The following is an 8,788-nucleotide window of genomic DNA, read 5'->3' on the forward strand; positions in this document are numbered from 1 at the left end:
GGGGCGGCCGGGGCCTCGGCGGCGGGCGCCGGGGCGGGCTCGGCGGCCGGGGCGGGCTCGGCCGCGGGGGCCGGGGCCGCGGCGGGGGCGCCGGAGCCGTCGTCGATGACGGCCAGCTCGGCGCCGACCTCGACGGTCTCGTCCTCGGCGACCTTGATGGAGGCCAGGACACCGGCGGCGGGGGAGGGGATCTCGGTGTCGACCTTGTCGGTCGAGACCTCGAGCAGCGGCTCGTCGGCCTCGACGCGCTCGCCCTCGGCCTTCAGCCAGCGGGTGACAGTGCCCTCAGTGACGCTCTCGCCGAGCGCCGGAAGGGTTACGGAAACCGACATGGTTTCTGTTGCTCCTTACGAAATTGCGGAAGTCTGGTCGTCGCGCCCGTGGACTGAAGGTCAGTCGTGGGAGTGCAGGGGCTTGCCGGCGAGGGCGAGGTGGGCCTCGCCGAGCGCCTCGTTCTGCGTCGGGTGGGCGTGGATCAGCTGGGCGACCTCGGCGGGCAGCGCCTCCCAGTTGTAGACCAGCTGGGCCTCGCCCACCTGCTCGCCCATGCGGTCGCCGACCATGTGGACGCCGACCACGGCACCGTCCTTGACCTGGACGAGCTTGATCTCGCCCGCGGTCTTCAGGATCTTGCTCTTGCCGTTGCCCGCGAGGTTGTACTTGAGGGCGACGACCTTGTCCGCGCCGTAGATCTCCTTGGCCTTGGCCTCGGTGATACCGACCGACGCGACCTCGGGGTGGCAGTACGTCACCCGCGGCACGCCGTCGTAGTCGATCGGCACGGTCTTCAGACCGGCAAGGCGCTCCGCCACCAGGATGCCCTCGGCGAAGCCGACGTGCGCGAGCTGGAGGGTCGGGACGAGGTCACCGACGGCCGAGATCGTCTCGACGTTCGTCCGCATGTACTCGTCGACGAGGACGTAGCCGCGGTCCATGGCGACGCCCTGCTCCTCGTACCCGAGGCCCGCCGAGACCGGGCCGCGGCCGATGGCGACGAGCAGCACCTCGGCCTCGAAGGTCTTGCCGTCGGCGAGCGTGACCCGCACGCCGTTCTCGGTGTACTCGGCCTTCTCGAAGAAGGTGCCCAGGTTGAACTTGATGCCGCGCTTGCGGAAGGCGCGCTCGAGCAGCTTGGAGCTGTTCTCGTCCTCGACGGGCACGAGGTGCTTCAGGCCCTCGACGACCGTCACGTCGGTCCCGAAGGACTTCCAGGCGGAGGCGAACTCGACGCCGATGACGCCGCCGCCGAGGATGATCGCCGACTCCGGCACGCGGTCGAGGACCAGCGCGTGGTCGGAGGAGATGATGCGGTTGCCGTCGATGGTGAGGCCCGGCAGGGACTTCGGCACGGAACCGGTCGCCAGGAGGATGTGGCGGCCCTGGATCCGCTGGCCGTTCACGTCCACGGAGGTCGGGGACGACAGGCGGCCCTCGCCCTCGATGTAGGTGACCTTGCGCGAGGCGACCAGGCCCTGGAGGCCCTTGTACAGGCCCGCGATCACGTCGTCCTTGTACTTGTGGACGCCCTTGATGTCGATGCCGTCGAAGGTGGCCTTGACACCGAACTGCTCGGCCTCGCGGGCCTGGTCGGCGATCTCGCCGGCGTGCAGCAGGGCCTTCGTCGGGATGCAGCCGTTGTGCAGGCAGGTGCCGCCGAGCTTGTTCTTCTCGATCAGTGCGACGTCCAGACCCAGCTGCGACGCGCGCAGGGCCGCGGCGTAACCGCCGCTACCGCCGCCGAGGATCACTAGGTCGAAAACGGTGCTGGCGTCGTTCGCCACGTCACGTCCTCCATGCATGTGCGCCGTGCGCCGGACCCCTCATTACCGGGGACGACCGGTCGGTCGGCTGGTATACGGCCGCTCTTCTTCGGCCCTGTGGTGGGGGCCCTGTCCTGCCGAGAACCCATCTTCGCACTTGTCGGCGGCAGGCGGGACGCCGGGCCGGGCTGTGGGCGGGCTGATCGCCCGTAGCGACGGGTCAGAGCCACGTAGGAACGTACGGATTTCATTGACAGCGAAATCATTGCAAGTGAAATCGGCGTACGGGGTGAGTGCGCCGACGCGTACGGCCCCGGGGGCGAGGGCGCCCCGGGGCCGTACGGGAGGCGCTGCTCAGCCGAGGTCGCCCGCGGCCGTGCGCTCCGCGAGGCGCACCAGGGTGCGCACCGCGGAGCCCGTGCCGCCCTTCGGGGTGTAGCCGAAGGGGGCGGACTCGTTGTAGGCCGGGCCCGCGATGTCCAGGTGGGCCCAGGTGATGCCCTCGCCCACGAACTCCTTCAGGAACAGTCCTGCGACCAGGCCGCCGCCCATCCGCTCACCCATGTTGGCGATGTCGGCGGTGGGGGAGTCCATGCCCTTGCGCAGGTGCTCCGGCATCGGCATCGGCCAGGACGGCTCGCCGACCTCCTCCGCGATCTCGTGCACCGAGGTGCGGAAGGCGTCGTCGTTGGCCAGGATGCCGAAGGTGCGGCCGCCCAGGGCCATCATCATGGCGCCGGTCAGCGTGGCCACGTCGACGATGGCGTCGGGCTTGTCCTCGGAGGCCTTGGCGATCGCGTCGGCCAGGACCAGGCGGCCCTCGGCGTCGGTGTTCAGGACCTCGACGGTCTTGCCGCTGTACATGCGCAGGACGTCGCCGGGGCGGGTCGCGGAGCCCGACGGCATGTTCTCGGCGAGCGCGAGCCAGCCGGTGACGTTGACCTCCAGGCCCAGGCGGGCGGCGGCGATCACGGCCGCGAACACGGCGGCGGCGCCGCTCATGTCGCACTTCATGGTCTCGTTGTGACCGGCGGGCTTGAGCGAGATGCCGCCCGAGTCGTACGTGATGCCCTTGCCGACGAAGGCGAGGTGCTTCTTCGCCTTCGACGACGTGTACGACAGCTTCACGAGCCGCGGCGGGGCGTCGGAGCCCACGCCGACGCCGAGGATGCCGCCGAAGCCGCCCTTGGCGAGCGCCTTCTCGTCGAGCACCTGCACCTTGACGCCGTGCTCCTTGCCGGCGGCCGTGGCGACCGCGGCGAAGGCCTCCGGGTTCAGGTCGTTCGGCGGGGTGTTGATCAGGTCGCGGGCGCGGTTGAGCTCCTCGGAGACGGCGAGCGCGCGCTCGACGGCGGCCTTGTGGGCCTTGTCGCGCGGCTTGGCGCCGAGCAGGGCGACCTCGGCGAGCGGGGCCTTGTCGCCGCCCTTGTCGTCCTTGGCGCCCTTGCCCTTGGCCTTGGCGGCGTCCTTGGCGATGCCCTTGTACGCGTCGAAGGAGTACGCGCCGAGCAGGGCGCCCTCGCCGATCGCGGCCACGTCACCCGCGTCGCCGGTGGGCAGCGCGAACGCGGCCTTCTTGGAACCGGAGAGGGCGCGCGCGGCGGTGCCCGCGGCACGGCGCAGCGTGTCCGCGTCGTAGGCCTGGTCCTTCTCGGGGACCGGGCCGAGGCCGACTGCCAGGACGACCGGCGCCTTGAAGCCGGACGGCGCGGGCAGCTTCGTCACCTCGCCCTCGGCGCCGGCGGCGCCGAGGGTCTCCAGGACGGTCGCGAGCCTGCCGTCGTACGCCTTGTCCACGGACTCGGCGCCGGGAGCCACGACCGGCCCCTTGGCGCCCTTCGCGACACCGACGACGATCGCGTCGGCACGCAGGCCGGACGCGGCGGCGGTGCTGAGAGTCAGAGCAGTCACGGTGCTGAAGCCCTACTTTCATTGAGTTTTGTATGGCCTTTTGCGGGCTGCGGGGTGGTGAGCCCGCTCGCGAGCCTACGCCCGTAAGCGCTGCGGTGCGCCTCACTGTGCGTGTTGGGCGCGGCTTGTCGGCACGTCAGGGGCATGTCGTGAGCGCGTCAGCCGAGGGTGAGGGCCACCAGGGCGGCCGTCGCCGCGGTCTCCGCGAGGCCGCCGAAGACGTCGCCCGTCACGCCGCCGAAGCGGCGCACGCAGTGGCGCAGCAGGAGTTCGGCGGCGGCGCAGCCGAGCAGGACGCCCGCGCCGGTACGGGCCATTCCGTACGGTCCGTCGGGCGCCCCCGCGGCGACGGCCGCGGCCACCACGAGCGCGAGGACGGCCAGCGCCGCGCGCGCGGGGACCGTGCCCGCGACGGCGGCGCCGAGGCCCTCCGGGCGGGCCGGGGGCACGCCCGTCCTGGCGGCGAGCGTCAGCGCGAGGCGGGCCGTCGTCGCGGCCACGACGGCGGCCGCTGCCCCCCGCGTCCAGCTCTCGTCGTACAGCTCGGCCACGGCCGCGACCTGCGCGAACAGTACGAGTACGAGGGTGATCACGCCGAAGGGTCCGATGTCGGACCGCTTCATGATCCGCAGCGCGTCGTCGGCGGGCTTGCCGCTGCCGAGGCCGTCGGCGGTGTCGGCGAGGCCGTCGAGGTGCAGGCCCCGCGTGCCCGCGGCCGGTACGGCCACCGTGACGACGGCGGCGAGCAGGGGGGCGGCGCCCAGGGCGAGCAGTGCGGTGCCGCTGGCCGCGGCGAGCACGCCGAGGGTGAGGCCCGCGGCCGGGGCGCACAGCATCCCTGCTCGGGCGGCGGTGCGGTCCCAGCGGTGTACCCGTACGGGGATGACGGTGAGCGTCCCAAAGGCAAAGCGGAGGCCGTCCACCGGCCCGGAACGAGACATCATCCGACCCTACCCCGCCGCCTTCTCCCACCCACCCGCGAGGCGAACGCCCCCGGCGGGGGTTACCCACCGCTCCCCACCGCGGCGCTTTCTTCCCACCCGCCCGCCCGTTTCCACCCTGCCGCGAGGTGAACGCCCCTGGTGGGGGTTGCCCACCGCCCGCGGCTGCCGCTCCCCGCCGCTACCGCGGCGCTTTTTCCCGCCCGCCCGCCCGTTTCTGCCCTGGCGTGGGGTGGACGCCTCTGGTGGGGGTTGCCTGCCGTCGGCGGCTGCTGGTCCCCGCCGCTACCGCGGCGCTTTTTCCCGCCCGCCCGCCCGTTTCTGCCCTGGCGTGGGGTGGACGCCTCTGGTGGGGGTTGCCTGCCGTCGGCGGCTGCTGGTCCCCGCCGCTACCGCGGCGCTTTCTCTCCCACCCGCCCGCCCGTTTCCACCCTGGCGTGGGGTGGACGCCTCTCGCGGGGGTGGCCCGCCGTCGGCGGCCGCCCGCAGCCGCCGATGGCGGCTAACCCCCACCAGGGGCGTCCACCCGCTGGTCGAGGGTCATGGGCGGGCGGGTGGGAAAGAATCCGCCGCGGTAGCGGCGGGGACCCGCAGGCGCCGGCGGTGGTGCGCCCCCACCAGGGGCGTTCGCCCGTTGGTCGAGGGTCATGGGCGGGCGGGTGGGAGAGCGTCCGCCGCGGTAGCGGCGGGGGCCCCGCCGGGGGCGTTCACCCCGCGGCAGGGTGGAAACGGGCGGGCGGGTGGGGAAGGGACGCACGATGAGGGCATGAGCGACTGGTGGTACCGGAACATCGTCGAGCCGGGGAAACTCCCCCTGCTGCTCGCCCTGGCGGCATTCGTGGGCTCGTTCCTGGTAACCCGCACCATCACCCGCCTCATCCGCGCGGGCAAGGGCCCCTTCAGAAACGTCACGACGGGAGACGTCCACGTCCACCACGTCGTACCCGGCATCTTCCTGATGCTGGTGGGCGGCTTCTGGGCGGTCGCCGCCGGCCGGCACAGCGTCGGCTCGATGTGCGCCGCGGTGATCTTCGGCATCGGCGCGGGCCTGGTCCTCGACGAGTTCGCGCTGATCCTGCACCTGGACGACGTGTACTGGAGCGAGCAGGGCCGCAAGAGCGTGGAGGTCGTGATCCTCACGGCGGCCCTGGTGGTCCTGATCCTGACCGGCTTCACCCCGTTCGGGGTGAACGAGCTCTCCGTGACGGAGCGCCACAACCGCGCGGCGTTCGCGCTGAACATCACCGTGAACTGCGGTTTCGCCCTGATCGCCCTGGCGAAGGGCAAGCTGCGCACGGCACTCATCGGCATGGTGGTGCCGCTCGTGGCCCTGATCGGCGCGGTCCGCCTCGCCCGCCCCGGCTCGGCCTGGGCGCGCCGGTTCTACCGCAACCGCCCGCGCGCCCGTGCCCGCGCGGGCCTGCGTGCGTTCCGCCACGACCGTCGCTGGACGGGCCCGCGCCGCAGGATTCAGGACTGGATCGGCGGCAAGCCGGACCCGGCCCCCGGCCCGGAGTCCCGCGCGCGCCTGCGCTCCCGCCGATGACGCCGGTGACGCCAGTGGCGTACGGCCGTCGTCACCCCGCACAGGACGAACACACCGGCGATGGCCGCCAGGTGCTCCTTGCCCGCGAGGTTGTTCTTGACGAGCACCTCGACGACCATCAGGACGACCACCAGCGCCCCGGTGACGTACGCCCGGAAGTGCCAGCACACGAACACGGCTAGGCCGACGACGGCCGCCGACGGGCCGGTGTCGACGACCTGCGCGTCGGAGCCGGGGAGCCCGAGCCAGTTGTCGGGCCCGAGGGCGATGCCGAGCCGCGCGTACAGCGTGCCGGCGAGCGTCGCCGCGTACCCGACGAGCAGCGTCCGCCACCAGCCGTGGCAGATCTCCGCGATGCCGAACACCAGCAGGATCTGCGCGAGCGCGCCCCACACCGGCAGGTCGAGCGCGGGCACGAAGAGCGAGAGGGGGGTGCGGACGAGGGCGAGCCACAGCGGCTCCTCGGCCCGCACCGAGCCGATGTTCTGGATGAACTGATAGCCCCAGGACTGGTTCTGCACGTACTGGAACAGCGCGGTCAGCGCCACCGCGGCGAGCGTCATCGGGATCGCGCGCCAGCGCCGGGCGACGAGCGCGTCCCGCACGGTGGCGTACAGATCGCCCCACTCGGCGCGGGCCAGCCGGGACAGCGTGCTCATCGTCGGGACTCCAGGTGTGTGCGGTGCAGCCATTTCGGCAGGCCCGGCGCTTCCAGGAAGCCTTCGGCGCGGGCGGACGCGATGCCGATGCGCAGCAGGTCGCCGCTCTTCTCGAAGAGCAGGAAGCGTGGCTCCCAGATGGGCCGGTACTTGGCGTTGGCGCGGTACAGCGACTCGATCTGCCACCACCGCGAGAAGAAGCTGAGCAACGAGCGCCACAGCCGGAGCACCGGTCCCGCGCCGAGCCGCGAGCCACGCTCGAAGACCGACCTGAACATGGCGAAGTTCAGTGACACCTGCGTGATCTGGATCTCTGCGGCCCGCTGGAGCAGCTCGATGACCATGAACTCCATCAGGCCGTTGTCGGAGTCGCGGTCGCGCCGCATCAGGTCGAGGGAGAGCCCGTGCGGCCCCCACGGCACGAAGGAGAGCAGGGCGCGCAACTCGCCCTTGCCGTCGGTGCATTCCAGCATCACGCACTGCCCGTCGGCCGGGTCGCCGAGCCGTCCGAGCGCCATCGAGAAGCCCCGCTCGGTGGCGCCGTCGCGCCAGTCGTCGGCGCGCTCCAGGAGGTACGCCAGCTCGTCGTCGGGGATGTCGGCGTGCCGGCGGATCCGCACCTCGTACCCGGCGCGCTTGACGCGGTTGTAGGCCTGCCGGACGGTCCGCATGGCGCGGCCTTCGAGGGTGAAGTCGGCGATCTCCACGATCGCCTCGTCGCCCAGCTCCAGGGCGTCGAGGCCGTGCCGGGCGTAGATCGTGCCCGCCTCCTCGCTGGCCCCCATCACCGCCGGGGTCCAGCCGTGCTCGCGGGCCTCGGCCAGCCACGGCTCGATGGCGCCGGGCCAGGCCTCGGGGTCGCCGATCGGGTCGCCGGACGCCAGCGAGACGCCGCTCACCACGCGGTACGCGACGGCGGCCTTGCCGGTGGGCGACCACACGACGCTCTTCTCGCGGCGCAGCGCGAAGTAGCCGAGCGAGTCGCGCTCGCCGTGCCGGTCGAGCAGCGCGCGCAGGCGGGCCTCGTCGTCCTCGGTGAGCGGGTCCACGGCCCTGCGGGAGCGGAAGGCGGCGTACAGGACGGCGATGAGCAGCAGCGTGCTCAGTACGTTGATGGTGACGTTCACCCAGCCGGGGGTGGAGATGCCGGAGAACCGGGAGTCGTCGGCGGCCAGCGAGACCAGGCGCATCGTGCCGTAGCGCCAGCGGTCGAGGAACGTCGAGCGGTAGTCGTCGTGGGCGTGGTTGGTGACGGTCACCAGGAGCGCGGCGAGCAGCGACGTCACGAGCAGGCCGCCGACGGCGACGGCCGCCGCCAGCGTCGGGTTCGAGCGGTCGCCCTTGGCGTAGAACTCGCGGCGGCCGACGACGAGCGCGGCGACGAAGCCGGCGGTGAGGGCGAGCGAGATCCAGTTCTGGGCGTACTGCCTGATCTCGGGGAAGAGCATCGCGACGGCGAAGAGGGCCAGGAAGAGGCCGCTCAGTACGACGTTGAGGATCCACGCGGCCCGCTTGCGGCGGCGCATCGTGATCGCCAGGAACGCGGTGAACACGCCGGAGGCGAAGCCTGCGGTGAGCAGGTACGGGGTGAAGTAGTTCTCCGTGTTGTGGCGTCTGAGGTCCTGGCCCAGGGAGACCCAGACGGCGCTGAGGAAGTTCACGAACGCGATGGCCCGCAGGTACCAGACGGCTGCCGCCGCGGCTCTGCGGGTGGTCCGGGTGGACCTCTGGCTGGTGGCTTCCCCTGGCCGTTCATCTCCCATGAAACTGGATCTTATGGGGTGTTGTGGTGTGATATGGGGGTTGTCAGTCCCGCCCGCCCGCCCGTTTCCACCCTGCCGCGCGGTGGACGCGCCTGGTGGGGGTGCCCCGCCGCGGGCGGCTGTCGCCCCCCACCGCTACCGCGGCGCTTCTTCCCCACCCGCCCGCCCGTTTCTGGTCGGGCGGCGGGTGGGCGCCTCTCGTGGGGGT

Annotated in this window: 7 protein-coding genes; 1 reads left to right on the forward strand and 6 read right to left on the reverse strand. The window is 72.3% G+C overall.

The genetic code is table 11. The annotated features are described in order from the left end of the window. The 4 genes from ACFWZ5_RS37295 to ACFWZ5_RS37310 all read right to left on the reverse strand — a co-directional run. A partial coding sequence (locus ACFWZ5_RS37295; RefSeq protein ID WP_384891935.1) for a biotin/lipoyl-containing protein occupies positions 1-332 on the reverse strand: 332 nt, incomplete at its 3' end. A gap of 60 nt (positions 333-392) precedes the next feature. Then, positions 393-1,781 (reverse strand): dihydrolipoyl dehydrogenase, encoded by a 1,389-nt coding sequence (gene lpdA / locus ACFWZ5_RS37300; RefSeq protein WP_384806125.1) that lies wholly within the window; start codon positions 1,779-1,781, stop codon positions 393-395. 333 nt (positions 1,782-2,114) lie between these two features. Continuing rightward, positions 2,115-3,671, reverse strand: a complete 1,557-nt coding sequence (locus tag ACFWZ5_RS37305) for a leucyl aminopeptidase (RefSeq protein WP_384806123.1) — start codon at positions 3,669-3,671, stop codon at positions 2,115-2,117. 158 nt (positions 3,672-3,829) lie between these two features. Continuing rightward, positions 3,830-4,612 carry an adenosylcobinamide-GDP ribazoletransferase gene (locus ACFWZ5_RS37310; protein WP_384806122.1) on the reverse strand — a complete coding sequence of 261 codons (783 nt, stop codon included), beginning with the start codon at positions 4,610-4,612 and terminating at the stop codon, positions 3,830-3,832. Between the two features lie 766 nt (positions 4,613-5,378). On the opposite strand from ACFWZ5_RS37310, the gene ACFWZ5_RS37315 reads away from it, so the two are divergent. Next, positions 5,379-6,158 (forward strand): hypothetical protein, encoded by a 780-nt coding sequence (locus tag ACFWZ5_RS37315; RefSeq protein ID WP_384806492.1) that lies wholly within the window; start codon positions 5,379-5,381, stop codon positions 6,156-6,158. On the opposite strand, the gene ACFWZ5_RS37320 is transcribed toward ACFWZ5_RS37315, so the two are convergent. Next, positions 6,083-6,817 carry a hypothetical protein gene (locus tag ACFWZ5_RS37320; protein WP_384806490.1) on the reverse strand — a complete coding sequence of 245 codons (735 nt, stop codon included), beginning with the start codon at positions 6,815-6,817 and terminating at the stop codon, positions 6,083-6,085. The two genes, ACFWZ5_RS37315 and ACFWZ5_RS37320, sit on opposite strands and share 76 nt — an antisense overlap. Continuing rightward, the gene (locus ACFWZ5_RS37325; RefSeq protein WP_384891938.1) at positions 6,814-8,580 is read right to left on the reverse strand and encodes a phosphatidylglycerol lysyltransferase domain-containing protein; all 1,767 of its coding nucleotides are present in this window, start codon (positions 8,578-8,580) and stop codon (positions 6,814-6,816) included. Before ACFWZ5_RS37325 ends, ACFWZ5_RS37320 begins: the two co-directional genes overlap by 4 nt. Positions 8,581-8,788 lie beyond the last annotated feature (208 nt).

This window comes from Streptomyces sp. NPDC059003 (assembly GCF_042740445.1).
In the GTDB taxonomy this organism is placed as follows: Bacteria; Actinomycetota; Actinomycetes; order Streptomycetales; family Streptomycetaceae; genus Streptomyces.